Here is a 23353-nt window from a genome sequence, read left to right on the forward strand (position 1 = left end):
CCTCGGAGAGCTCCAACCCATGCGATTCCTGCACACCATGGTCCGCGTCGCGGACCTCGACCGCGCCCTCGACTTCTACGTGACCACCTTCGGGCTGCAGGAGGTGCGGCGCGTCGACAACGAGAAGGGCCGCTTCACCCTCGTGTTCCTCGCCGCCCCCGACGATGCCGGCACGGCCAAGGAGACCCAGGCGCCCGTGATCGAGCTGACCCACAACTGGGATCCCGAGACCTACTCGGGCGGGCGCAATTTCGGCCACCTCGCCTACGAGGTCGACGACATCTACGCGTTCTGTGCCAAGCTGCAGGCCGCCGGGGTCACGATCAACCGCCCGCCCCGCGACGGCAACATGGCCTTCGTGAAGTCCCCCGACGGCATCTCGATCGAGCTGCTGCAGAAGGGCCCGGCCAAGCCGCCGCAGGAGCCCTGGTCCTCCATGGAGAACACCGGCTCCTGGTAGGTGCCGCACGGGACGAACGCCCCCGGTGGGGTCGTTCGTCCCGGTTACGGGCGCCCGCCCTTAAGCGCTGCCGGTCTCCGGCGCGGGCGTGATGCCGAGCTGGCTCAGCTTGGCGGCCACGATCTCGATCGGCCGGCGCAGCTTCAGGCTCATGACCGAGACCGGGATGCCCTCGCGGGCCATCTCGGTGAGTTGCTGGACGGATTCGAGCGTCCAGGCCGTATCGTTCGTCGCCATCGCGTCCTCCTGATCCGTTGCGGGCCGGGATCCTGTCGGGTTCGGGACCCCGGATGGTCCCTGGCGGCGCCGGGCCTGCCGGTGCGCCAGCCCTGGTGACGTGGCGCGGGCCGCGGGCGCCGCAAGCGGCGTGGCCAAAATCTCGGCATAATCCCGGCATGCCGTTCCGGGCGGCATCCGGCGCGCCGTCGTCCGGGGCCTTGACCCCCGGCCCGTGCCCGGCGCACACCCGCGCCGGATCAGTCGGCCGGGCGGCCGCTCCGGGCCGCGAGGCTCCGGGGAGGAAAGTCCGGGCTCCATGGAGAGACGGTGCCGGATAACGTCCGGCGGGGGCGACCCCAGGGACAGTGCCACAGAGAGCAGACCGCCACGGATCGGCTTCGGCCGGCCCGCGGTAAGGGTGAAAGGGTGCGGTAAGAGCGCACCGCGGACGCGGCAACGCGGACGGCACGGCAAACCCCACCGGGAGCAAAACCGAATAGGGGCGACACGGCGGGCCTCACGGTCCGTCAGGCCCTCTCTCCAGGCCCGTCGCCCGGGTTGGTTGCTCGAGGCGGTCGGCAACGATCGTCCCAGAGGAATGGCCGCCACGTCCGGGGACCGCGAGGTCTCCGGGCCCTACAGAACCCGGCTTATAGGCCGGCTGATCCCCCCATGGTCCCGCGACGAAGGCAGGCGCCCGGGCATCCGGGCGTGCCTCGCGCCGGTCGTCGAGTGCGCAGCGGAACGCTGGCGCCATCGTGCATCGGGAAACCGCTTTGCGGGCGAAAACTTACGCTCGGTTAACCTTGCTGAGGTCTGATCGTCCCGAGCCGCTCCCCCTCGGCCAGGTTCGTTGACGGCGCTCAGAGGCCCATGGTACCCCGATTCATCCCGTCAACGGCGATTTTCGGATCGACGGACGCAGCCTGTCCCAGGCAGGCCGGTGTCCGCATGCGCGGTCGCGTCACGCGTCGACCCGGAGACGCCCCGTCTCTCCGAGCCGCGCCTGCGCGCTCCAGCCCCGTGGAAGGGACGCATGCGCCGCATCAGTCCGGTCGAGTCCTCGCTCCGTCTCCGCGCCCGTCCGGAGTCCGCCCCCAGGCCCGCGCGATCGCCGCGCGCCGGGGTTGCCCGATGACGCGCGCCCCCCGCGAGGCGCGGGTGAGCCGGTCCATCGACGGGGCGCCGCACGTCCCCGTCCTGCTGGCGGAAGTTCTCGACTCCCTCGACCTGCCGGGCCGGGCGCTGGCCGTCGACGGCACCTTCGGGGCGGGCGGCTACACCCGCGCGATGCTCAAGGCCGACCCGGCCGTTCACGTTCTGGCGATCGACCGCGACCCCGGCGCCATCGCGGGCGGTGCGCCCCTGGTGGCCGAGGCCGGCGGGCGCCTGACCCTGGTCCCGGGCCGCTTCGGCGGGCTCGACGCCTGCGTGCGGGACGCCGGTCACGCCTCCGCCGACGCGGTCGTCCTCGATATCGGCGTCTCGTCGATGCAGATCGACCAGCCCGAGCGCGGCTTCTCCTTCCGCAACGACGGCCCCCTCGACATGCGCATGGAGCGGGCCGGGCCGAGTGCGGCCGACCTCGTCAACGAGTCCGAGGAAGCCGACCTCGCCGACATCATTTTCCACTACGGCGAGGAGCGCCGCTCCCGCGCCGTCGCCCGGGCGATCCTCGAGGCGCGCCGCAAGGGCCGCATCGAGACCACCGCGGCCCTCGCCGACATCGTCGCCAGCGTGGTCTGGGCGGACCCGGCCAGCGGCATCCACCCGGCGACCCGGACCTTCCAGGGCCTGCGCATCGCGGTGAACGACGAGCTCGGCGAGCTCGTGCAGGCGCTCCACGCCGCGGAGCGCATCCTGCGCCCCGGCGGCCGCCTCGCGGTGGTGACCTTCCACTCGCTGGAGGACCGGATCGTGAAGCAGTTCTTCTCGGCCCGCAGCGGCCGGGCGGCCCAGGCCTCCCGCCACCTGCCGAGCCTGGAAGCGCCGGCTCCGCGCAGCTTCGCGGCCGTGACCAAGGGCCCGGTCCTGCCCGGCGAGGCCGAGACCGCCGCCAATCCCCGCGCCCGCTCGGCCAAGCTGCGCGCGGTGGAACGCACGGACGCCCCCGTGCCCGCCCCCCTGGCCGCCATCGAGACCCTGGCCGCGCTGCCCGCGCGGATCGGTCGGAGCGGAGGAGCGCGCCGGTGATCCGTTTGCTCAACCTGATCGCGGTGCTCGGCCTGATCGGCTCGGCGATCTACGCCTACTCGATCAAGTACGACACGCTCTACCAGGCCGGGCAGGTCTCGAAGGCCCAGACCCAGCTGAAGAAGGAGCGCCAGGCCATCGCGGTGCTGCGCGCCGAGTGGCAGCTGCTGACCCGCCCGGACCGGCTCCAGGCGGCGGTGGAGCGCTACCTCGCCCTCGAGCCCATCGGCACCGCCCATCTCGGCCGCCTCGTCGACCTGCCGGCGCGGCCCGACCGCGGCGACGAGATCGGCCGGCTGCTGGCCGCCACGGCGACGCCGAAGGAAAAGCCGGTGGCCGGGCGCGGCGGCGACGAGCCGCGCACCACCGGCAGCATCACGCCGCGCACCACCACGACCAGAACCCCGACCACGACTTCGAGGTAGTGCCCGTGTCCGAAGTCCCGCCGCCCGGCCAAGACCCGATTTCCCCCCGAGACCTCGACCCCGCCGCCGAGCCGACCCCCGCGCCCGCCGAGGCGAGCGCGGCGCCGGACGCGATCCAGGTCGAGCGGACGCGGCTGGAGCCGGCCGCCGAGGGCGTGGCGCCGCCGGCCCTGTCGAAGCGCGCCTGGGTCGCCCGCAACGCGCGGGCGATGTTCCACCTCGCCATCGAGCGCTCCTACACCCGCGTCGGCCTCGTTGGCCTCGCCTTCACCCTGGTCTTCGCCACCATCGGCGGGCGCCTGATCCTGGGCGCCGCCTTCCCGGAGGCGGATAACGGCGACCGCCGGATCGCGGCCGCCGCCACCACGGCGATCCGCCCCGACATCGTCGACCGCAACGGCGAGATCCTCGCCACCGACATCCGCACGGTCTCGATCTTCGCCGAGCCGCGCAACATCTACGACAAGGACGAGGCGGTCGAACTCCTCACCGCCGTGCTGCCGCAGATCAATGCCACCGAGCTGCGCGCCAAGCTCTCCACCAAGAAGGGCTTCGTCTGGGTCAAGCGCGAGATCACCCCGAAGCAGCAGGCGGAGGTCCACCGCCTCGGCATCCCGGGCGTGGGCTTCCTGCCCGACCACAAGCGCGTCTACCCGAACGGGGTCGCGGCGGCGCACATTCTCGGCGTGACCAACCTCGACAACATCGGCATCGCCGGCATCGAGAAGTATATCGACAACCAGGGCAACAAGGCGCTCAACGATTTCGGCCTCGTGGCCAAGCAGACCGACCTGAAGCCGATCCAGCTCTCCATCGACCTGCGGGCGCAGTTCGCCGTGCGGGACGAGCTCGCCTGGGGCCTCGACCACTTCAAGGCCAAGGCCGCCGCCGGCATGATCCTCGACGTCCAGACCGGCGAGGTGATCGCGCTCGCCTCCCTGCCGGACTTCGACCCGAACGACCCGGCGGACGCGCTCAACCCCGACCGCATCAACCGCATGAACGTCGGCGTCTACGAGATGGGCTCGACCTTCAAGGCGATGACCCTGGCGATGGCGCTGGATTCCGGCAAGTTCAACGTCAACTCGACCTTCGACACCCGCGGTGGCGTGCTGAACTGGGGCCGCCAGAAGATCCACGAGTACCACGGCACCAACCGCGTCATCACCATGCCGGAGGTGTTCACCCACTCGTCGAACATCGGCTCGGCCAAGATGGCCCTGGGCATCGGCGTGCCGGGCCACAAGGCCTTCCTGAAGAAGATGGGCCTGACCGACCGGATGCGCACGGAGCTGCCAGAGAGCGCCGAGCCCATCGTCCCGCCGCGCTGGACCGAGATCAACACCATCACCATCGCGTTCGGACACGGCCTCGCGGTGGCGCCGATCCAGGCGACGGCGGCGGTGGCGGCCATCGCCAATGGCGGCTTCCTGATGACCCCGACCTTCCTCAAGACCACGGCCGAGGAGGCGATGGCCAAGGCCACCCGCGTGCTCAAGCCCGAGACCAGCGAGGCGATGCGCTTCATCATGCGCCTCAACGCCGTCGAGGGCTCGGCCAAGAAGGCGGCGATCCCGTACTACTTCGTGGGCGGCAAGACCGGCACCGCCGAGAAGGTGATCCACGGCCGCTACGTGAAGAACCGCCTGTTCACGACCTTCATGGCCGCCGCCCCCATGAACAACCCGAAATACCTCTTCGTCACCATCATGGACGAGCCCCAGGGCCTGCCGGAATCCGGCGGCTACGCCACCGCCGCCTGGAATTCCGGCGTCGTCACCGGCCGGGTGATCGAGCGCGTCGCCCCGGTGCTCGGCCTGCCGCCGCAGTTCGATCCGCCGGTGAAGCCCTTCCCCCTGATGGTGAAGCTCGGCGCCTACCACGCCACGCAGGTGGACGGACGATGAGCGGGCCGACCCCGGGCGGAGAGAGGACCCTCGGCGGGCTCTTTCCCGAGGCGGAGGCCGGCCTCGCCGACCTGCCCGTCGCGGGGCTCACGGCCGATTCGCGCAAGGTCGCGCCGGGTTTCGTCTTCGTCGCCGTGCCGGGCACCGTCGCCGATGGCCGCCGCTTCGCCGCGGGCGCCGCGGCGGCCGGCGCCGTGGCGGTGGTGAGCGAGGGGGCGCGGCCGAAGGGACTCGACGCGGGCGTGCCCTACCTCGCCGTGGCGGATGTGCGCCGCAGCCTCGCCCTCGCGGCCCGGGCCTTCTCGGGCCGGCAGCCGGCGCAGGTGGTGGCGGTGACGGGGACGAGCGGGAAGAGCTCGGTCACGGATTTCGTGCGCCAGATCCTGGCCCGCCTCGGCGCCGAGGCTGCGAGCCTCGGCACGGTCGGCATCGTCACCAACCGGGGCGCCACCTACGGCTCCCTGACGACCCCCGATCCGGTGACCCTGCACGCCACCCTGGCGCGGCTCGCGGAGGACGGCATCGCATACCTGGCGATGGAGGCCTCCTCCCACGGGATCGAGCAGCGCCGCCTCGACGGGGTCGCGCTCGCCGCGGTCGGCTACACCAATCTCGGGCGCGACCATCTCGACTACCACGCCACCATGGACGACTACCTGGCGGCCAAGCTGCGGTTGTTCACGACCCTGGCGCAGCCCGGCATCCCGGCGGTGATCAACATCGACGGCGCCTATGCCGACGTCGTGGTGGCGGCCGCCGCCGCCCGCGGTCTCGACGTTCACACCACGGGATCCAAGGGCGACACCGTGCGGCTGCTCTCGGCCCGCACCGAGGGCTTCCACCAGCACCTCGCCATCCAGGCACCCGGTCCCGCGGGCCGGCTGGAGAATTATACGGTGCGCCTGCCCCTGGTCGGCGGCTTCCAGGTGGAGAACGCGCTCCTGGCCGCCGGCCTCGTGCTGGCGACCCCCGCCGGCCGGGCCGACCCCGCCGGCGTCGTCGCCGCCCTCGACCACCTCACCGGCGTCCCGGGCCGGATGGAGCGGATCGGCGAGGCCAATGGCGGCCTCTGCCTCGTGGACTACGCCCACAAGCCCGAAGCCCTCGCGGGCGTGCTGACCGCCCTGCGCCCCTTCGCGACCGGGCGCCTGCGCCTCGTCTTCGGTTGCGGCGGCGACCGCGACACCGGCAAGCGCCCGATCATGGGTGCCATCGCGGCCGCGCAGGCCGATGCCGTCATCGTCACCGACGACAACCCGCGCAGCGAGGCCCCGGCCGCGATCCGCGCCGCCATCCTGGCCGCCGCCCCGGGGGCCGTCGAGATCGGCGACCGGGCCGAGGCGATCCGCACCGCCGTGCGGGCGCTGGAGCCCGGCGACGTGCTCGTGGTGGCCGGCAAGGGCCATGAAACCGGCCAGATCGTGGGGTCACAGGTCCTGCCCTTCTCGGACCACGACGTCCTCCGGGCTGCGATCGCGGAACGCTCAGCATGATCCCAACGTCCCCGCTCTGGACCCCCGAAGCCCTGGAAGCCGCCACCGGCGGCACCCTCCTGGGAGCGGGCAGGCCGATCACCGGCGCCTCCATCGATACCCGCACGCTGGAGCCGGGCGACCTGTTCTTCGCCATCCGGGGCGAGGCCCGCGACGGGCACGACTTCGTCCCGGCCGCCCTGGGGCGCGGGGCCGGCGCGGCCGTGGTCGCCGCCGACCGGGCGCCGGACTTCGCCGAGGCCGGGCCGGTGCTGGCCGTCTCGGGTGTGGGCGACGACCCGGTCCTCGACGCCATGCGGGCCCTCGGCGCCGCGGCCCGGGCCCGCACCGACGCGGGCATCGTCGCGGTGACGGGGTCGGTCGGCAAGACCGGGACCAAGGAGGCCCTGCGCCACGTCCTCTCCGCGCAGGGGGCGACGCACGCCTCCATCGCCTCCTACAACAACCACTGGGGCGTGCCCCTGACCCTGGCGCGCATGCCGGCCGAGACGCAGTTCGGCGTGTTCGAGATCGGCATGAACCACGGGGGCGAGATCGTGCCGCTCACCGCCTTGGTGCAGCCCGACATCGCCCTGATCACCACGGTCGAGCCCGTCCATATCGAGCACTTCGCCTCCGTCTCGGCCATCGCCGACGCCAAGGGCGAGATCTTCTCCGGCCTGAAAGCCGGCGGCACCGCGATCCTCAACCGCGACAACCCGCATTACGCCCGCCTCCTCGCCCATGCCCAGGCCTCCCGGGCCGGCCGGGTCGTCAGCTTCGGCGAGCACCCGGAGGCGGATGTCCGCGCCCAGCGCATCGTGCTGCGCCCCGACCTCTCGGTGGTCGACGCGGTGGTGATGGGCATTCCGGTGACCTACCAGCTCGGCACGCCGGGCCGGCACACGGCGATGAATTCCCTCGGCGTGATGGCGGTGGTGCATGCGCTCGGCGCCGACCTCGCCCGCGCGGCCCTGTCGCTGGCGGCCCTGCGCCCGCCCGTCGGCCGCGGCGAGCGCACCGCCCTGGCGATCGGGGAGGGCGAGGCCTTCCTCGTCGACGAGAGCTACAACGCCAACCCGGCCTCGATCCGCGCCGCCCTGGCGACGCTCGCCGGCATCGAGACCGGCCCGCGCGGCCGTCGCATCGCGGTGCTGGGCGACATGCTGGAGCTCGGACCGGAGGGCGAGGCCCACCATCGCGACCTCGCCGGACCGGTGGAGGCCGCCAAGGTCGACCTCGTCTTCACGGCCGGCCCGCTGATGCGCAACCTGTTCGAGGCCCTGCCGGTGAGCCGGCGCGGCGCCTCCGCGGCGACCTCCGCCGACCTGCTCGAACCCGTGCTCTCGGCCCTGCGCCCCGGGGACGCCGTGATGGTGAAGGGCTCGAACAGCATCCGCATGGGCCGGATTGTCGAAGCGCTCAAAGCCCGTTACGCGAACGCCCAAGCCGAAACGCCGCGCGCCGCCGCGCGCTGAGGCGACCGTCATCACGGCCGGGGAGGGGGCGCGGCGCGCCCCCGGTCTCCGGCCGATTCCGAATCGAACCACGGCCGGGTGCTGGATGCTGTATCTCCTGTCGGACTTGAGCGGCACCGTCTCCGCCCTCAACGTCTTCCGCTACATCACCTTCCGCACCGGCGGCGCGCTGTTCACCGCGGGCCTGTTCGTGTTCTGGTTCGGCCCGCTGATCATCTCCTCGCTGCGCCTGCGCCAGGGCAAGGGCCAGCCGATCCGCGAGGACGGCCCCCAGTCCCACCTGCTGACGAAGCGCGGCACCCCGACCATGGGCGGCCTGATGATCCTGGCCGGCTGCGTGGTGGCGATCCTGCTCTGGGCCAACCCGCGCAACCACTACGTCTGGGTCACCCTGGCGGTGACGCTCGGCTTCGGCGCGATCGGCTTCTACGACGACTACCTCAAGGTGACGAAGCAGTCGCACAAGGGCTTCTCGGGCAAGTTCCGCCTGCTGCTCGAGGCCTGCATCGCCATCGCCGCCTGCGTGCTGATCTCGGTCTACTCGGCGCCGACCCTGCAGAACCAGCTCGCCTTCCCGATCTTCAAGGACGCGCTCCTGAACCTCGGCTGGTTCTACGTGCTGTTCGCCGCCTTCGTGATCGTCGGCGCCGGCAACTCGGTGAACATGACCGACGGCCTCGACGGCCTCGCCATCGTGCCGGTGATGATCGCCTGCGGCACCTTCGGCGTCATCGCCTACCTCGTCGGCAACGTCTTCACTGCGGGCTACCTGCAGGTGAACTACGTCCGCGACACCGGCGAGCTCGCGGTGGTCTGCGGCGCGGTGATCGGGGCGGGGCTCGGCTTCCTCTGGTTCAACGCGCCCCCCGCCCAGGTCTTCATGGGCGATACCGGCTCCCTGGCGCTGGGCGGCCTCCTCGGCACCATCGCGGTGGCGACGAAGCACGAGATCGTCCTGGCCGTGGTCGGCGGCCTGTTCGTCCTGGAGATGATGTCGGTGATCATCCAAGTCGCCTCGTTCAAGCTGACGGGCAAGCGGGTCTTCCGCATGGCGCCGATCCACCACCATTTCGAGCAGAAGGGCTGGAAGGAGCCGCAGGTCGTGATCCGGTTCTGGATCATCGCCGTGATCCTGGCGCTCGCCGGCCTCGCCACCCTGAAGCTGCGCTGAGCCGGTCACCATGACGCCCGTCACCACCTTCGCCGGCCAGAAGGTCGCCCTGTTCGGCCTCGGCGGCTCCGGCCTCGCCACCGTCCGCGCGCTGATCGCCGGGGGCGCCGACGTGCTGGCCTGGGACGACAGCCCGGAGAGCACGGGCCGGGCCCGCCACCAGGGCATCACGGTCTTCGACCTGCGGGAGGCCGACTGGAGCGGCTTCTCGGCGCTCATCCTCGCCCCCGGCGTGCCCCTGACCCATCCGGTCCCGCACTGGACCGTCGGGAAGGCCGCCGAGGCCGGCATCCCGGTGATCGGCGACATCGAGCTGTTCTGCCAGGAGCGCCGGGCGCGGGCGCCGGGCGCGCCCTTCGTGGCCATCACGGGCACCAACGGCAAGTCGACCACCACGGCGCTGATCGCCCACATCCTGGCCTCCGCCGGGCGCGACGTGCAGATGGGCGGCAATATCGGCACCGCGATCCTGTCCCTGGAACCCCCGGCGCCGGACCGGATCCACGTGATCGAACTGTCCTCGTTCCAGATCGACCTGACGCCGAGCCTCGATCCGAGCCTCGGCATCCTGCTCAACATCACGCCCGACCACCTCGACCGCCACGGGACGCTGGACGCCTACGCCGCCATCAAGGAGCGACTGGTGGCGGGCGCCAACCGCGCCATCGTGGGCATCGACGACGACCTCAGCCGCGCCATCGCCGACCGGCGGACCGGCCCCTGCGTGCGGATCCACGTGGGCATGCCCGAGGCGGGCTTCGACGGCCTGTCGGCCCGGGACGGGACGGTGTTCGACGCCGACGGCACGCCCATCGCCGACCTCGCCGGGATCGGGTCGCTGCGCGGGGCCCATAACTGGCAGAACGCCGCGGTGGCCGCCGCCTGCGTCCGGGCCCTCGGGATCGGCGATGCCGAACTCGTCGCCGGCCTGCGCAGCTTCCCCGGCCTGCCCCACCGCATGGAGGAGGTCGGCCGGCGCGGGCGCGTGCTCTTCGTCAACGACTCGAAGGCGACCAACGCCGATTCCACCGAGAAGGCGCTCACCGCCTTCCACGACATCCACTGGATCCTCGGCGGCAAGGCCAAGGAGGGCGGCATCGCCCCCCTGGCGCCTCTCTTCGGCCGGGTGGCCCATGCCTACCTGATCGGCGCGGCCAGCGACGCCTTCGCCGCGACCCTGGAGGGCCGGGTGCCCTACACGGCCTGCGGCACCCTGGCGGTCGCCACCGCCCTGGCGGCCGAGGCCGCGGCCGCGTCGGAGGCGGCCGAGCCCGTGGTGCTGCTCTCGCCGGCCTGCGCCTCCTACGACCAGTTCCGGAGTTTCGAGGATCGTGGGGATCAATTCCGGAATCTGGTGCGCGGGCTGCCCTGAGGCCGGCCGCGCGCGGATTCGCGTTCCAAATTCTCAATCATTGTCGCGTCCCATCACGGGCTCGTAGCGCGGTCCCGCCCTGTCGGCGGCGCGGTGATGGGTTGAGTGCATGGCGTTCACGATGGCACCCGGCGCGTCGCGCTGGCAGGCGGGAGCCTGGGCTCACATCCCCGTCCTGCACGTACTCCGGCGCTTCGCGACGCTGCTTCTCGTCGCCTTCATCTTCTTCGCCTGCTTCGCCTTCTCGGACACCTCGCCCTACGACGTGGTGGCGATCCCCACCATCGTGCTCTGGCTCTGCCTCGGCCTGCGCCTGCACCGGGGCGTGGTGCCGCTGCTCGGGCTGCTGATCCTCTACGTCGGTGCGATCACGGTGGCGCTGCTGCCCTATATCGACCAGCCCCTGCCGGTGACCTGGACGATCCAGCTCGCCTACCTCGCCATTACGGGCGTGTTCTTCGCGATGCTGTTCTCCGACGACACGCAGGCGCGGATGGAGCTGGCGCTCAAGACCTTCGTGGCGAGCTGCCTGCTGTCCAGCGCATTCGGCATCGTCGGTTATTTCGGGTTCATCCCCACCGAGGACCTGTTCTACAAGTACGGCCGCGCCTCGGGCACCTTCCAGGACCCGAACGTCTTCGGTTCGTTCCTGACGCTCGGCGCCCTCTACCTGATGCACGGCCTCCTCCTCGGCACCAGCCGGCGGCCGATCCTCGCGTCCGCGATCCTGATGGTGATCGTGGCGGGCATCTTCCTGTCGTTCTCGCGCGGCTCCTGGGCGGGCTCGCTCATCGCCGTCGCCGTGATGGTCGGCAGCGTCTACACCACCACCCCGTCGGTGCGCCTGCGCCGCCGCATCGTCACCCTGACGGTGCTGGCCCTGGTGGCCACGGCGGTCGCCATCGTCGGCCTGCTCTCGATCGGCGACACCGCCGAGATGTTCTCCAAGCGCGCCGCGGTCACGCAGGACTACGATACCGGCGAGACCGGGCGCTTCGGCAACCAGCTGCGCGGCCTCAACATGCTGGTGGACGAACCCCTCGGCATGGGACCCCTGCGCTGGCGCCTGATCTTCGCGCTCGAACCGCACAACACCTATATCGGCAGCTTCGCCAATGGCGGCTGGCTCGCCGGCGTCACCTTCATCGGCCTCGTCCTGACGACGAGCGTCGTCGGCTTCCGCCTGATGCGCCGCGACACGCCCTATCGCCGCCACGCCCAGATCGTCTGGCCGGCCCTGCTGATGTTCTTCCTGCAGGCCTTCCAGATCGACATCGAGAAGTGGCGCCATGTCTACATGATGCTGGGCATGATCTGGGGGCTCGAGGCCGCCCGCCTGCGCTGGCTGTCCGGTTGGCGTGGGGCCGAGGGACGGACGTACCCGTAGGCGTCTCTTACGGAGGCGCGCGGAGAGGCCCGCATCCGGCTCGGGTCAGTCCGGCTGCGCCTGCGCGTCGTCCGCCGCCTCGGTTTCCTCCGGCTCCGGATCGGCCGTCCAGGTCGTCGCGAAGGCGGCGAGGTGGCGGGCATCCGCGAAGGCCAGGACGGTGACGGCCCGGTCCGCCGGCATGCCGCCGGGATAGGGCGACAGTAGCACCTTCTCCTCGGACAGTTTCGCCCCCGGCGCGTGCGCGGCGAGCCAGGCCTCCGCCTCGTCCGACAGGCGCGACGGGTCGGCCGCGTCGCGCGCCCGGGAATCGCCGCGCAGGACGAGGACGTAGGAGCCGAGCGCCGGATTGCGCTGCTGCACCGCTTTTACGATGTCGAGAAACATGCCGATCGGTTCCCAGTTGTGCTCAGTGCAGCTTCACGCGCGACTCGGTGCGCCGGGTCAGGGCCCGTGCGACCGCATCGAGGGTGGTCTTGACCGTGCCGTGCAGGGCCTGCTCGTGCATCTTGTACAGCGAGCGGTACATCATCCGGGCGAACAGCCCGGCGATGAACATGTTCTTGCCCTTGATGAACCCCATCAGGCTGCCGACCGTCGAGTATTCACCCAGCGAGACCAGCGAGCCGAAGTCGCGGTACTTGAAGGCTTTCAGCGGCTTGCCGGCCATCTTGTCGGGGATGATCTTGATGAGGTGCGAGGCCTGCTGGTGCGCCGCCTGGGCGCGGGGCGGGATCGGCGTGTCGGAGCCCTTCTCCACGAGGTAGGCGCAGTCGCCCATCGCGAAGATGTCGGGGTCGCGGGTGGTCTGCAGGGTCGGCGTGACCACGAGCTGGTTGTTGCGCGTGGTCTCGAGACCGCCGATCTCGTGCAGGAAGGGCGGCGCCTTCACGCCGGCGGCCCAGACCACCAGCTCGGAGGGGATGAAGCCGCCATCGGCGAGCTGGACGCCGTCGGGACGGACCTCGGTGACCCGGGCCGCGGTCCGGACCTCGACGCCGATCTTGTCCAGCAGCACCATCACGTCGCGGGACATGCGCTCCGGCACCGCCGGCAGGATGCGGCTCGCCGCCTCCACCAGGGTGATCTTCAGGTCCTTGGCCGGGTCGATGCGGTCGAGGCCGGTGGCGGCCACGTCGCGGGTGGTACGGTGGAGCTCGGCGGCGAGCTCGGTGCCCGTCGCCCCGGCGCCGATGACGACGACGTGGAGCTGGCCGGCCCGCACCGGTCCCGGCTGGGTATGGGCGCGCAGCATGCCGTTGATCAGGCGCTGGTGGAAGCGCACCGCCTGGCCCTGGGTGTCGAGGGCGATGGCGTTCTCCTGCACGCCGGGCGTGCCGAAGTCGTTGGTGGTCGAGCCCACCGCCATCACCAGCGTGTCGTAGGGAATCTCGCGGATCGGCGTGACCTCGCGGCCCTCGGTGTCGTGGCTGGCCGCGAGGTGGATCACCCGCTTGGACCGGTCGAGGCCGGTCATCTCGCCGATGCGGTAGCGGAAATGGTGCCGGTGGGCGTGGTGCAGGTAGTCGACCGCGTGGTGGCCGACGTCGAGGCTGCCGGCGGCGACCTCGTGCAGCAGCGGCTTCCAGATGTGGGTCCGCGCCCGGTCGACCAGGGTGACGTGCGCCTTCTGCGTGCGGCCGAGCTTATCGCCCAGTTTCGTGGCGAGCTGCAGCCCCGCCGCCCCGCCGCCGACGACGACGATGCGGTGCAGATTGTCCTCGGTTTCGCCCGGTACCATGTCGCTCAGGTCCTCGTGTGCCGCTCGGGGGCGGGTGCGTGCTCCCACGACGAGCGACGCATGTTCAGGTCAGGGTTCAGCTTAGAAGGATTGCGAATCGACCGCCATTCCCGTCACGCCGGCGCGCCCGGCTGGCGCAGGGGATGCGCCCGGGCGAAGGCGTCCTGGGCGAGGCAATCCTCGGCGATCCGGCGCACGGTCGGGAAGGGCGCCGTGTCGACGCCGAAGATGCCGGTGCCGACCCAGAGGCTGACGAGGCAGAGATCGGCGTGGCTCACCGCGTCGCCTTGCGCGTAGCGGCCGGTGCCGGGCTCCTGGGTGAGGCGGGTCTCCAGGGTCTTCAGGCCGGTCGCCATCCAGTGACGCACGAACTCGAGCATGCGCTCGCGCGGCAGGTCGTAGGTCTCCATCAGGAAGTTGCGCACCCGCGGCACGTAGAGCGGATGGGTGTCGCAGGCGACCACCTGGGCGAGGGAGCGGGCACGAGCCCGCGCGCGGGGCTCGCCCGGCAGCAGCGGCGTGGCCGGATGGACGTCCTCGAGATAGTCGAGGATGGCGAGCGACTGGATCAGCGGCGGTCCGTCGCCGTCGAAGAACGCCGGCACCGCCCCCTGCGGGTTGATCGCGAGGAACTCCGGCTTGAACTGCTCGCCGGCATCAAGGTCGAGGAAAACCTCCTCGTAGGCGATGCCCTTGAGGTTGAGGGCGACCCGGACCCGGAACGCCGCGGCCGAGCGCCAATTGCCGTACATCTTCATGCGCGCAACGTTTCCTCTTCGCGGAATCTTATCCGTCTCTTATCGGTTCGGACCACACCCGACATCGCGCCCGCCCGCAAGCCCGTTCTGGCGGCGAATGCCCGTCGAATGCACGATTTGGCAGCGCCGTGATCATCGCGCATAGGAGGGGACGAGGTGTCCATCCTCGGCCGATGAGTGACGCGATGCAGATCGAAACGCCCTACCTGATGTTCCTCGGCGACGTGCCCGATCGCCTGGCCGCCAAGACCGCCTACGGCATCAAGGACTGGCGTCCGGAGTGGTGCGTCGGCCAGCTGCGCCTGCCCGGCTGCGCCGCCGACCTCGGAATCCCGGACCTCACCCTGGCCGAGGCCGTGGCGAAGGGCTGCCGCACCCTGGTGATCGGCGTCGCCAATGCGGGCGGCGTCCTCCCCGAGCACTGGGTCGCCGAGGTGGTGGCGGCCCTGGAGGCCGGGCTCGACATCGCCAGCGGCTTGCATGCCCGCCTCGGGGCGGTGCCGGCCATCGCCGAGGCGGCCGAGCGCAACGGCCGGCAGTTGCACGACGTGCGCCACACCGCCGAGACCTTCGCCACCGGCAAGGGCACGAAGCGGCCCGGCCGCCGCCTGCTCAGCGTCGGCACCGACTGTTCGGTGGGCAAGAAGTACACCGTCCTCGCCCTGGAGCGCGGCATGCGCGAGCGCGGCCTCGACGCGGATTTCCGCGCCACCGGCCAGACCGGCGTCTTCATCTCGGGGCGCGGCGTCGCCATCGACGCGGTGGTCGCCGACTTCATCTCCGGCGCCGTCGAGTGGATCGCCCCCGCGGCCGCCCCCGACCACTGGGACCTCCTCGAGGGTCAGGGCTCGCTGTTCCACCCCTCCTTCGCCGGCGTCAGCCTCGGGCTGCTGCACGGGGCGCAGGCCGACGCCTTCGTGGTCTGCCACGAGCCGACCCGGACGACGATGCGCGGCGTCCAGCACCCCCTGCCGACGATCCGGCAGGTCATCGACCTCACCGTCCAGCTCGGGCGCCTGACCAACCCGGACATCCGCCCGGTGGGCATCGCCGTCAACACCCAGGACCTGGAGGAGGGGGCGGCCCGCACGCTGCTGGCCGCCCTCGCCCGCGCGCACGACCTGCCGGCCACCGACCCGGTCCGCTTCGGCGTCGAGGCCATCGTCGACCGGATCGTCTCCGAGTTTCCCCCGGCGGTGACGGGGGCGAGCGCGTGACCCGGCGCCTCGACGTCGCCGTCGAGTCGTTCCCGATCGCCGGGGCCTTCACCATCGCTCGGGGCAGCCGCACCGAGGCGGTGGTGGTGGTCGCCACGGTCACGGACGGGGAGGGCCGCGTCGGGCGCGGCGAGTGCGTGCCCTATGCCCGCTACGGCGAGACCGTGGAGAGCGTCGCCGCGCTGATCCGGGACCACGAGGAGGCCATCGCCATGGGGGCGACCCGGGCTGACCTGCAGGTCGGCATGAAGCCGGGCGCGGCCCGCAACGCCCTCGATTGCGCCCTGTTCGACCTGGAGGCCAAGCAGCTCGGGCGCCCGGCCTTCGCGATCGCCGGCCTGTCGGCCCCGCAGGTCGCCACCACGGCCTATACCCTGAGCCTCGGGGACCCGGAGAGCATGGCGGCGGCGGCCCGCCAGGCCGCGCACCGGCCCCTGCTCAAGGTGAAGCTCGGTGGGGTCGGCGACCCGGAGCGGATCGCCGCCGTGCGGCGCGGCGCTCCCGACGCGCGCCTCATCGTGGATGCGAACGAGGCCTGGCGGCCGGAGACGATCGAGGCCAACCTCGCGGCCTGCGTCGCCGCCGGCGTCGGCCTGATCGAGCAACCGCTGCCCGCAGGCGAGGACGCCCTCCTGGCCGAGATCGCCCGGCCGATCCCGATCTGCGCCGACGAGAGCCTGCACGACCGCGCCGGCCTCGACGCCCTCAGCCGGCGCTACGACGCCATCAACATCAAGCTCGACAAGGCCGGCGGCCTGACCGAGGCGGTGATGCTGGCCCACGAGGCGCGGGCGCGGGGCTTCTCGCTGATGATCGGCTGCATGGTCGGCACCTCCCTGGCCATGGCGCCCGCCATGCTGCTGGCCCACCACGCCGACTACGTCGATCTCGACGGTCCGCTGCTGCTGGCCCGCGACCGGGAGCCGGGCCTGCGCTTCGAGGGCAGCCTGATCCATCCGCCCGAGCCGGCCCTGTGGGGATGAGCCTGCGCGCTTCCCGCCGAAGCGCGATGGCGCGGTTTCGGGCGGCGCGCGGTTCGGACCGGCCGAGGTCCAACGACGCGGCGGGCGCGGCCGGTCCGTCGCGGACGTTCGAGGCAGGTGGGCCGATGCGCGGAGCGTCGGCCGGTGTCCGCTGCCCGCGGCCGATGCGTCGCCCATTTTGGCGCGATACGCGACCCGAACCGAGGAGCACAGGATGCGCCGGACCCTCATCGCGACCCTGATCGTCGCCTGCCTCGCCGCGGGTTGCGCCGCGACCCAGTCGGGTGGATCGAACCCGGGCCGGGACAATGCGACGTCCCTCGATCCCAGCCGTTCGCGGTCCTGCTACGGCGGCCCCGTCTACGTGCCCTGCTAGCGGGACGCGGGCAGGGCTCCGCCGGACGGCGTGGGCGCGATCGCGAGCGGCGCTACCCTTTCACGATGGCGCGCAGGAAGTAGACCAGCGCCGTGAAGGTCACGAGGCTGGCCGCGTAGAAGGCGACGAACCAGAGCAGCCGGCGGCCCTTCGCCCCGGACGGGCCCGCGCTCAATGCCCGTAGCCCCCGGATTGGATGTCCTCCGCCACCTTCCCGCGGAAGACCCAGTAGGCGTAGGCGGTATAGGCCAGGGTCAGGGGCATCACCACGGAATAGCCGACGAGGGCGAATTGCAGGGCGCTGACCGCGTTGGCCGCCTGCCAGATCGTGTAGTGCGGCGGCACGATGTAGGGGAACAGGCTGATCGCGAGGCCGAGGAAGCCGAGCAGGAACAGCGCGATGGTGAGGAGGAAGGGCGCCACGTGGCGGCCGCTGCGGATGCCCTGGAAAATGCCCCAGGCGACCAGCGCCGTCACCACCGGAACGGGCGCCACGTAGAGGATGTTCGGCCAGGAGATCCAGCGCCACTGGATGTCGAGGCCGAGGAACGGCACCCAGGCGCTCACCACCGCCATCGACACGATGGTGGCGGCCAGGAATTGCAGGCTCTTGCGCCGGGCCCAGATCTCGAGCTCGCCCGAGGTCTTCATCACGCACCAGGTCGCCCCGAGGAGGCCGTAGCCGCAGACGAGGCCGATGCCGGTAAGCACGCTGAAGGGGGTCAGCCAGTCCATGGTGCCGCCGGCGAAGCCCCGGCCCTCGACCTTGAAGCCCTGGACGAAGGCGCCGAGCACCATGCCCTGCGCGAAGGTCGCCAGCAGCGAGCCGTAGTGGAAGGCGTTGTCCCAGACGAACTGCGAGCGGTCGGCCTTGAACCGGAATTCGAAGGCGACGCCGCGGAAGATCAGCGCGATCAGCATCAGGATGATCGGGATGTAGAGGGCCGGGAGCAGGATGGCGTAGGCGACGCTGAAGACCGCGAACAGGCCGCCGCCGCCGAGCACCAGCCAGGTCTCGTTGCCGTCCCAGATCGGGGCGACCGAGAGCATCATCCGGTCGCGCCAATTGCCCTTCTGCGCCGCCGTGAACAGGATCCCGACCCCGAGGTCGAAGCCGTCGATCACGACGTACATCGCCACCGCGAGCGCCAGGAGGGCCGCCCAGACCACGGGCAGCCAGAAGGCGGCGCCCTCGTATTCCATCCCGAAGCCGAACATCCCCTGGACCCCTCGCCGCGTCGCGAACCATCTACCCCCTCACGGGGATGCGCGTTCCCCGCGCTGGGCCAGCGTAGCGCGATCCGCGCGGGTTTGCGCGCCCCGCCACGGGACTTTCCTGTCGCTGTCCGAGAGCGTGTCGCCGGAGGCCGGCCTCGAAGCGGACGGCGCCGCGAGGGTTTGCCCGGCCCGCCGCCCGATCTCCGCGGCGCCCTCCCGCAGGGCGGCGTCGCGCACGGGCGCGGGCAGCGCGTCCCAGGCCGCCGCGACCGCCTCGGCCACCGCCGGTGGCGCGGGCGCGCGCTCGCCCTGGCGCTGCAGCGCCAGCCAGGACAGGACGCCGATCACCAGACCGGCACGGATCAGGAAGGACATGGGTCTCGGCCCGGACGCGCCCCGGCCGGGGCGCGATCACCGTCGGGCGCGATCGGTAAAGACCGCTTGACGCGCGGCCCGCAAAGCGCCGGAATGGTGAACACAAGCTTATCCCGATGTCGTTCGAGGCTTTTTCGTGTCGTGCCCCGAAAAGGTCTATTGGGTGGACCGGTCACGGTTACGTCCCGGAAAGCATGCGGAGACAATCGGACTGTCTAGCGCAAGACTCGCTTAAGTCGGCTCTGCGAAGTTCGCCTCAGTCGAGTTTTCGTCGAGCCAAGGGGCGTCGGGGATGGCCGTCGGGCCTGATCCGCGCTGTGCGTGTCGGTATTGCGTATCTACGGTGCCCTGGCTTCCCTCATCGATGTCCGCCTCGCGGGGCTCGTCCATGAGTCGGTGAAAGAGGATGGCGGCGTGCGCTTCCGGCACGAGCGCTTCCTGGTCTCCCGCCTCGCCACCGGCCTGATGATGATGCTGGGCCTGCCGCCCTACCTCGTGCTGCGCGGGGTGCCCACCGCCGTCGAGGCCCTGGCCATCGCCAGCCTGATGCTGCCGGTCTTCGCCGCCGTCCTCCTGTCCCGCACCGGCATCCTCTGGCTCGCCCACGCCATCTCCTCGGCGGGCCTGACCGGGGTGGTGGTCTGCCTCGCCATGATGACGGGGGGCGCCAATTCCGCCGCCGCGATCTGGCTGGTGGCGATCCCCCTGGAGGCCGTGGTCTCCGGTTCGCAGCGCGCCACCCTGGCGGCCGCCATCATCGCCGCCCTCGGCGCCCTGGCGGTGGCCCTGCTGCCGCCGCTGGCCGACGGCACCCCGCTGCCCGAGTGGTCGCGCGCCCTGGCGATGCCGGTCTTCGCCATCACGGCCATCGGCCACATCGCGGCGCAGGCCCTCGAACATTTCCGCCACGAGGGCCGCTGGCTCGCCCGCCTGCGCGACAACGAGCGCCGCGACCGCATGCTGCTCTCGGCCATCGACGACCTCGTGACCTGGCACGACCACAACGGCCGCGTCCTTGATGCCAGCGCCTCGGCCACCCGCTTCCTCGGCGCCGAGCCGGCCTCCTTGCACGGCCACGGCCTCCTGGAGCGCGTCCATGTCGGCGACCGCCCCCTGCTGCTGCAGGCCCTCAGCGACGTCGCCGCCCATGGCCGTCCGGCCCGGGTCCAGTTCCGCCTGCACCTCGACTCCGCCGCGGCGCGGGCCGAGGAGGCGCCCCGGGTGATCTTCGCCGAGATGCGCATCCACCGGATCGACGGCCAGACGGCGGAGACGGCCGCGCCCGGCCGCCTGCATTCCAGCGTCGTCGCGGTGACCCGCGACGTCACCGAGCACCGCCGTCACGCCGAGGAGCTGGAGCAGGCCCGCGCCGAGGCCGAGCGCGCGGACGAGGTGAAGAGCCGCTTCCTCGCCAACGTGAGCCACGAGCTGCGCACGCCGCTCAACGCCATCATCGGCTTCTCCGAGGTCCTCTCGGGGGAGGGCGGCATGGCGACCGATCCGGAGCGCACCCGGGAATATGCCGGCATCATCCGCAATTCCGGCCAGCACCTGCTCGAAGTCGTCAACACGCTCCTCGACATGTCGCGGATCCAGAGCGGCCATTTCGACTATGCCCCGGAGCCCTTCGACCTCTCGGCGCTGATCCAGACCTGCTGCAACCTGATGCAGCTCAAGTTCGACCAGGCCGGCATCGCCCTGGTGCGCGATGCGAGCGTCACGCCGGTGGAAATCACCGCCGACATGCGCGCCTGCCGCCAGATGGTCATCAACCTCCTGTCGAACGCGGTGAAGTTCACCCCGCGCGGCGGTCGGGTGGAGGTGGGCCTGCGCGGCTCCGGCAAGCACCTCGACCTCATCGTCGCCGATACCGGCATCGGCATCAGCGAGGCCGACCTGCCCCGCGTCGGCAACCCGTTCTACCAGTGCGCCGGCGGCTACGAGCGCACCCACGAGGGCACCGGCCTCGGCCTCTCCGTGGTGCAGGGCCTCGTCGGCCTGCATGGCGGTGCCATCACCATCGAGAGCACCCGGGGCGAGGGCACCACGATCATCGTCACCCTGCCGCGCGCCTGCCGGGTCGGCACCGGGGCCATCCCGTCGGCCCCGATCCGCACCCGCCTGCGCCCGCCGGTCTCGGGCGGCAGCCTCGTGGGCGCCGTGAAAGACGGCCCGGTGCCGATGCGCCGGCCCATGGGCCTGTTCGAGACGAGCCCCGAGCCCGTGCGCGAGAGCTACGTTCCCCTGCGGCGCGCCGGATGAGCGCGTCGCGATCCTGCCGGCGCCGGACGGTCCGGGCCCCGCATCGCGCGGGGCCCGTACGCCGTTGCGAACAGTCCTGAGGAGATCGAATGCGCGAGCCGCACGCACGCCGCGACCAGCGAGAGATCGTCGTCCCGTCCCGCGGGCGCGAGGCCCGGCCCGCCGCCCGCCGCCGGCCGGCCCCCGGGCGCTTTGCAGGGGTCACGGCCCTGGCGGGGGGCGCGGGCCGCGCCGTCCTGCGCCATCCCGGCGAGGTTCTCGGGGTCGCCGTCGTTCTCGGCGCGGTGTCGATGATCTGCCTGAACGCCCTCGGCTACCAGATGGGCCGCCATCCCGCGCCGATCTTCCCCAAGCTGCCCGCCAAGCCGGCGCTCGCCCGGGCGGCCGAGGCCCCGAAGCCCGCCTCCGCCGCCCTCGCCAAGGTGGACGCGTCGAGCAAGCCGGAAGCGTCCAATAAACCCGAGGCGTCGAAGGCGGAGCCGGCCCGGGCCGAAACGGCGGCCCGGGCCCCGCGGGACGGCATCGGCGAGATCATCCGGGCCGGCGAGCCGGCGGGGGCGGAGACCACCGCCTCGGTGGCGACCCTCGGGGGCCTCTCCATCGCCCAGGCCCAGCGCGCCCTGGTCAAGCTCGGCTACGGGCCGCTGAAGGCCGACGGCCTGATGGGCGCGAGCACCCGGGCGGCGATCGAGAAGTTCGAGCGGGACCGCAAGCTGCCGGTGAAGGGCGAGCCCTCGACGCGGACCTTCCGCGAACTCGCGACCCGGGCGGGCGCCGCCCGGGGCTGATCGGCGGGGCTGATCCGGCGGGGCGGCGTGCTATAGACCGGCGCATGCCACGCCTGCGCTCGGATTTCTGGGTCTCCGCCCATCTTCGCCGCCTCGACATCGAGGGTATCGCCGCGGTCCAGCGCCGCCGCGGCGCCTCCGAAGCGGGGGCGATCTTCGTGAAGGTCGATCGCCTCGACGGCCGCGCCGATCTCTACGGCCCGGCTCCGCAATCCCTGGTGGACACCGAGTCCGACGGCGACCGCCGCTTCGTGGCGCTCCTCAGCGAGGCCACGCCCGCGGACGTGGAGGTGCGCCTGGGCAAGGAACTGCGCTTCGACGACGATCTCTGGATCGTCGAGATCGACGATCGCGCCGGGCGCCACCGCCTCGACCTCGCCGAGTAGGGCACGGCCCGCGCGTAGCGCGTCCGGCGTCGGCGCGGAATCAGTTCGCCTGGCGCTGCCGGCTCGGCAGGGGCGTGCGCAGGGGCGGACGCTCGCTGGCGGAGGCCTGCGCCCGGGGCCGCTGCGCGTCGGGGGCATGGTAGGGCTGGTGGGCCGCCTGCGATGCCCGCTCCGGCGGGGTCCAGCCCAGGATCGCGGCCAGGAGGTCGCGCGCGGCGACGCGCGGGAGGGTCCGGAACAGCTTCACGAGGCTGAACACCCGGTCGACCGACTGGGCCACGGTCTCGTTCAGCGTGAGGTAGATGTAGACCGCCTCCTCCTCGTGCAGGCCGGTGGCGCGCAGGGCGACCGTGAGCAGCTCGTAGCGCAGCGACGGGTCGGGGGTGGTGGCGAGGAAGCCCTTGGGCAGGGCGAGCATCTCGGTGAGGGCGGCTACGAACCCGGCCACGTCGCCCCGGGCGGAAAAGCCGGTGAGCACGGCGCCGGCCTCGCGCGGCGCGGGCGGGGTCGGCCGCAGGGCAGCCGTCGCCATCATTGCCAGGCCGATCGCCTCGCGGCGGGTCTCGTCGGCCAGCAGGAACAGCGGCGCCACGTCGGCATGGGCGAGGTCGTGGCGGGCCAGGAGCGCCCGGGCGAGGTCCGGATTCCGACGGGCCCGGGCGACGAGGCGGGCCAGCACCTCGCCCTGGAGGGTGACGGCCGGATTCACGGCCAGCGCCTGGTCGATGGCGGCTTCCTCGCGGCCGATCAGGTCCATGACGGTGGCGCGGCTGAGATCGTGCCGGCTGGCGATGGCGGGGCCGAGCTCGGCATCCTCGGCGAGGGCGGCCTGGATCATCGGCTGCGTGAGGATCGGTGCGTGCGCGATCACCGCGTCGCGGGCGGCACCGCCGCGCTCCACCAGGGCGGCCAGGATGCCGGGCGGCGTGTCGGGGAAGGCGGCGAGCTTGCGGGCGACGATCTCTGCGGTCTCGTCGTCGACGATCGGGATCAGGCCCCCGGCCAGGGACGCGAAGGCGGACACGGTCTTTCGGTCCCGAACCGGGGCCGACAGGAAGAGATCCGTCTGCACCCGAAGGATGAGCGGTTTCAGATCGAGGTTGTCGAGACGCGACAATTCGATCAGGCCGGAGAGGTCCGGCGCATCGTCGAATGATGGGGACAT

23 protein-coding genes and 1 other RNA gene are annotated in these 23353 nt (G+C 71.9%); 16 read left to right on the forward strand and 8 right to left on the reverse strand.

Annotated elements, in window-relative coordinates:
- Positions 1–19 precede the first annotated feature (19 nt).
- A complete protein-coding gene (gene gloA / locus AC1MGR_RS06520; RefSeq protein ID WP_108038029.1) occupies positions 20–460 on the forward strand; it encodes a lactoylglutathione lyase in 441 nt (146 codons plus the stop codon).
- Positions 461–520: 60 nt separating this feature from the next.
- Here the strand turns inward: gloA and AC1MGR_RS06525 are convergent, their stop codons facing one another.
- The gene (locus AC1MGR_RS06525; protein WP_480234040.1) at positions 521–697 is read right to left on the reverse strand and encodes a hypothetical protein; all 177 of its coding nucleotides are present in this window, start codon (positions 695–697) and stop codon (positions 521–523) included.
- Positions 698–936: 239 nt separating this feature from the next.
- On the opposite strand from AC1MGR_RS06525, the gene rnpB reads away from it, so the two are divergent.
- The 9 genes from rnpB to AC1MGR_RS06570 all read left to right on the forward strand — a co-directional run bounded on the left by rnpB (position 937) and on the right by AC1MGR_RS06570 (position 12084).
- Positions 937–1348: RNase P RNA component class A (rnpB, locus tag AC1MGR_RS06530), an RNA gene on the forward strand.
- Positions 1349–1813: 465 nt separating this feature from the next.
- Positions 1814–2872 carry a 16S rRNA (cytosine(1402)-N(4))-methyltransferase RsmH gene (gene rsmH, locus AC1MGR_RS06535; protein WP_480234041.1) on the forward strand — a complete coding sequence of 353 codons (1059 nt, stop codon included), beginning with the start codon at positions 1814–1816 and terminating at the stop codon, positions 2870–2872.
- Positions 2869–3297, forward strand: a complete 429-nt coding sequence (gene ftsL, locus AC1MGR_RS06540; protein WP_480234042.1) for a cell division protein FtsL — start codon at positions 2869–2871, stop codon at positions 3295–3297. Before rsmH ends, ftsL begins: the two co-directional genes overlap by 4 nt.
- 5 nt (positions 3298–3302) lie before the next feature.
- A complete protein-coding gene (locus AC1MGR_RS06545; RefSeq protein WP_480234043.1) occupies positions 3303–5204 on the forward strand; it encodes a peptidoglycan D,D-transpeptidase FtsI family protein in 1902 nt (633 codons plus the stop codon).
- Positions 5201–6697 (forward strand): UDP-N-acetylmuramoyl-L-alanyl-D-glutamate--2,6-diaminopimelate ligase, encoded by a 1497-nt coding sequence (locus AC1MGR_RS06550; RefSeq protein WP_480234044.1) that lies wholly within the window; start codon positions 5201–5203, stop codon positions 6695–6697. The genes AC1MGR_RS06545 and AC1MGR_RS06550 overlap by 4 nt, the downstream gene beginning before the upstream one ends.
- Complete coding sequence (locus tag AC1MGR_RS06555) at positions 6697–8154, forward strand: UDP-N-acetylmuramoylalanyl-D-glutamyl-2,6-diaminopimelate--D-alanyl-D-alanine ligase (protein WP_480234733.1); 1458 nt, start codon at positions 6697–6699, stop codon at positions 8152–8154. Before AC1MGR_RS06550 ends, AC1MGR_RS06555 begins: the two co-directional genes overlap by 1 nt.
- Before the next feature lie 85 nt (positions 8155–8239).
- Positions 8240–9325, forward strand: coding sequence for a phospho-N-acetylmuramoyl-pentapeptide-transferase (gene mraY / locus AC1MGR_RS06560; RefSeq protein WP_108038024.1), 1086 nt, complete (start codon positions 8240–8242; stop codon positions 9323–9325).
- A gap of 10 nt (positions 9326–9335) precedes the next feature.
- Positions 9336–10697 (forward strand): UDP-N-acetylmuramoyl-L-alanine--D-glutamate ligase, encoded by a 1362-nt coding sequence (gene murD, locus AC1MGR_RS06565; protein ID WP_480234045.1) that lies wholly within the window; start codon positions 9336–9338, stop codon positions 10695–10697.
- Positions 10698–10806: 109 nt separating this feature from the next.
- Complete coding sequence (locus AC1MGR_RS06570) at positions 10807–12084, forward strand: O-antigen ligase family protein (protein WP_480234046.1); 1278 nt, start codon at positions 10807–10809, stop codon at positions 12082–12084.
- Between the two features lie 45 nt (positions 12085–12129).
- On the opposite strand, the gene AC1MGR_RS06575 is transcribed toward AC1MGR_RS06570, so the two are convergent.
- From AC1MGR_RS06575 to maiA, 3 genes are all read right to left on the reverse strand, one after another.
- Positions 12130–12471 carry a hypothetical protein gene (locus tag AC1MGR_RS06575; RefSeq protein ID WP_108038018.1) on the reverse strand — a complete coding sequence of 114 codons (342 nt, stop codon included), beginning with the start codon at positions 12469–12471 and terminating at the stop codon, positions 12130–12132.
- Between the two features lie 22 nt (positions 12472–12493).
- Positions 12494–13825, reverse strand: a complete 1332-nt coding sequence (locus tag AC1MGR_RS06580; protein WP_480234047.1) for an NAD(P)/FAD-dependent oxidoreductase — start codon at positions 13823–13825, stop codon at positions 12494–12496.
- A 113-nt stretch (positions 13826–13938) separates the two neighbouring features.
- Positions 13939–14583 carry a maleylacetoacetate isomerase gene (gene maiA, locus AC1MGR_RS06585; RefSeq protein ID WP_108038014.1) on the reverse strand — a complete coding sequence of 215 codons (645 nt, stop codon included), beginning with the start codon at positions 14581–14583 and terminating at the stop codon, positions 13939–13941.
- Positions 14584–14768: 185 nt separating this feature from the next.
- On the opposite strand from maiA, the gene dgcN reads away from it, so the two are divergent.
- From dgcN to AC1MGR_RS06600, 3 genes are all read left to right on the forward strand, one after another.
- A complete protein-coding gene (dgcN, locus tag AC1MGR_RS06590) occupies positions 14769–15800 on the forward strand; it encodes an N-acetyltransferase DgcN (protein WP_480234048.1) in 1032 nt (343 codons plus the stop codon).
- Positions 15797–16783: an N-acetyl-D-Glu racemase DgcA gene (gene dgcA, locus AC1MGR_RS06595; RefSeq protein ID WP_480234049.1), complete on the forward strand. Its 987-nt coding sequence runs from the start codon at positions 15797–15799 to the stop codon at positions 16781–16783. Before dgcN ends, dgcA begins: the two co-directional genes overlap by 4 nt.
- A gap of 214 nt (positions 16784–16997) precedes the next feature.
- Positions 16998–17159: a hypothetical protein gene (locus AC1MGR_RS06600; RefSeq protein ID WP_181259709.1), complete on the forward strand. Its 162-nt coding sequence runs from the start codon at positions 16998–17000 to the stop codon at positions 17157–17159.
- Between the two features lie 52 nt (positions 17160–17211).
- On the opposite strand, the gene AC1MGR_RS06605 is transcribed toward AC1MGR_RS06600, so the two are convergent.
- Genes AC1MGR_RS06605 through AC1MGR_RS06615 form a run of 3 tightly spaced genes read right to left on the reverse strand, consistent with a single transcriptional unit; the run spans position 17212 to position 18752 of the window.
- Positions 17212–17334, reverse strand: coding sequence for a hypothetical protein (locus AC1MGR_RS06605; RefSeq protein ID WP_480234050.1), 123 nt, complete (start codon positions 17332–17334; stop codon positions 17212–17214).
- Positions 17331–18377, reverse strand: a complete 1047-nt coding sequence (gene cydB, locus AC1MGR_RS06610; RefSeq protein ID WP_480234051.1) for a cytochrome d ubiquinol oxidase subunit II — start codon at positions 18375–18377, stop codon at positions 17331–17333. Before cydB ends, AC1MGR_RS06605 begins: the two co-directional genes overlap by 4 nt.
- Positions 18378–18416: 39 nt before the next feature.
- Complete coding sequence (locus AC1MGR_RS06615; RefSeq protein ID WP_480234052.1) at positions 18417–18752, reverse strand: hypothetical protein; 336 nt, start codon at positions 18750–18752, stop codon at positions 18417–18419.
- A gap of 321 nt (positions 18753–19073) precedes the next feature.
- Here AC1MGR_RS06615 and AC1MGR_RS06620 point away from each other — a divergent pair, with 321 nt between their 5' ends.
- The 3 genes from AC1MGR_RS06620 (at position 19074) to AC1MGR_RS06630 (ending at position 22188) form a co-directional block, all read left to right on the forward strand.
- The gene (locus AC1MGR_RS06620) at positions 19074–21014 is read left to right on the forward strand and encodes a sensor histidine kinase (protein WP_480234053.1); all 1941 of its coding nucleotides are present in this window, start codon (positions 19074–19076) and stop codon (positions 21012–21014) included.
- Between the two features lie 89 nt (positions 21015–21103).
- Positions 21104–21802, forward strand: a complete 699-nt coding sequence (locus AC1MGR_RS06625; RefSeq protein ID WP_480234054.1) for a peptidoglycan-binding domain-containing protein — start codon at positions 21104–21106, stop codon at positions 21800–21802.
- A gap of 44 nt (positions 21803–21846) precedes the next feature.
- Entirely contained in the window at positions 21847–22188 is a 342-nt protein-coding gene (locus AC1MGR_RS06630; protein WP_108037999.1) for a DUF1491 family protein, read from the forward strand.
- 40 nt (positions 22189–22228) lie between these two features.
- Here AC1MGR_RS06630 and AC1MGR_RS06635 read toward each other — a convergent pair whose 3' ends face one another.
- Complete coding sequence (locus AC1MGR_RS06635; protein ID WP_480234055.1) at positions 22229–23353, reverse strand: hypothetical protein; 1125 nt, start codon at positions 23351–23353, stop codon at positions 22229–22231.

The organism is Methylobacterium sp. BI1 (assembly GCF_056680125.1).